The following is a 1,231-nucleotide window of genomic DNA, read 5'->3' as shown; positions in this document are numbered from 1 at the left end:
GTCGGTGCCGCGTCGGCGGCGTCGGTGCTCGTGGGCGTGCAGATCGCCGGCGGCCTGGGCCGCGTCGTCCTGGCCGCATGGAGCGACCGCAGCCGGCACGGCCGTTTTCGCACCGTCGCGGGCAGCATGACCGCCGTCATCGCGGGGACGGCCTTGCTGATGACGCCCGCGGGGCACGTTCCCGCAGTGGCGGTCGTGGACTTCCTGTGGCTCGGCTTCTTCGGCATCGGCTGGTACGGCCCTTGGGTCGCCCACCTGTCCGAGTCGGCGCCGCCGGACCGGGCCGGCTTCACGCTCGGCGCGGTCATGGCGGTCAACCAGATCGCCGTCATCGCCTCACCGCCTCTGCTCGGGCTCATCAGCGACCTGACACACGGCTACACCGCCGCCTGGGGCGTCCTGTCCGTGGTGACCGCTGCCGCACTGGCGCTCGGGTCACGCTCGTCCGGACCGCAGCGAACCAGCAGCACAACGTGGGCGGACTCCGAGTCCCAGACCCCTTGAGGTCGCGGAAACCGATCGGGATCGGGCTTGGTCAGGCGTCGGCGGCGTCCGCGCGGGTGCGCCAGTAGGTGGCTTCGACGGGTTCGTCCTCGGCGTCGGCCAGTTCGGCGAGGAGGCGGAGGACCACGGCGGGGAGGCCTTCGGGCGAGGGTGGGGGTGGGACAGGGGGAGCGGCGGGGAGCGCGCGGGGCTCCTCGCCGGCCATGGCCAGGACCTCGCGGGCGCGGTCCTCGTCGCCCAGGCGTTGGAGGAACGACGTGTAGTGGACGCGGGCGCGGCCGGCGACGTCGAGGTCTCCGGAGCGGATGGCGGCCTCGAACCAGGTGGCGGCGTCCTGTTCGCGGTCGGGCGTGCTGTCGACGATCTGGGCGAGCAGGAGGACGGCCTCCGGGTGGTGGGGGCTCTGTGCGTCCTCGGCGACCGGACGCAGGACCTCCTCCGCGCGGGCGAACTCGTGCAGGCGGAACAGGGCGCTGGCGAGGTACCGGCGGACGAGGTGGTGCAGGTCGGGCTCGGTGCTGTCCAGGGCCTCGGTGAGGACGTCGCGGGCGCGGCGGAAGTCGCCCCGGGCGCGCAGGGCGATGCCGAGGACGGTGGTGGCGCGCGGGGTGTCGGGGCTCGGCGGCAGTGCCCGGGCGGCCTCCATGAGGCGGACGGCGGCGCCGAGTTCGCCGACCTCCAGGAGGCCCTCGCCGGCCGTTACGTATGCGGGGACGGGGTCGTCCTC

General features: G+C 74.4%; 2 protein-coding genes. One reads left to right on the top strand and one right to left on the bottom strand.

The features are described from left to right. Positions 1-504: MFS transporter (locus AB0O00_RS40240; protein ID WP_363659619.1), on the top strand; the 504-nt coding region annotated here is incomplete at its 5' end. A 31-nt stretch (positions 505-535) separates the two neighbouring features. On the opposite strand, the gene AB0O00_RS40235 is transcribed toward AB0O00_RS40240, so the two are convergent. Next, the coding region (locus AB0O00_RS40235; RefSeq protein WP_363659618.1) for a tetratricopeptide repeat protein at positions 536-1,231 on the bottom strand (696 nt) is incomplete at its 5' end.

The sequence above is a fragment of the Kitasatospora sp. NPDC093558 genome, from assembly GCF_040683475.1.
GTDB lineage: Bacteria > Actinomycetota > Actinomycetes > Streptomycetales > Streptomycetaceae > Kitasatospora.
This window is presented reverse-complemented; position numbering and strand designations above follow the sequence as displayed.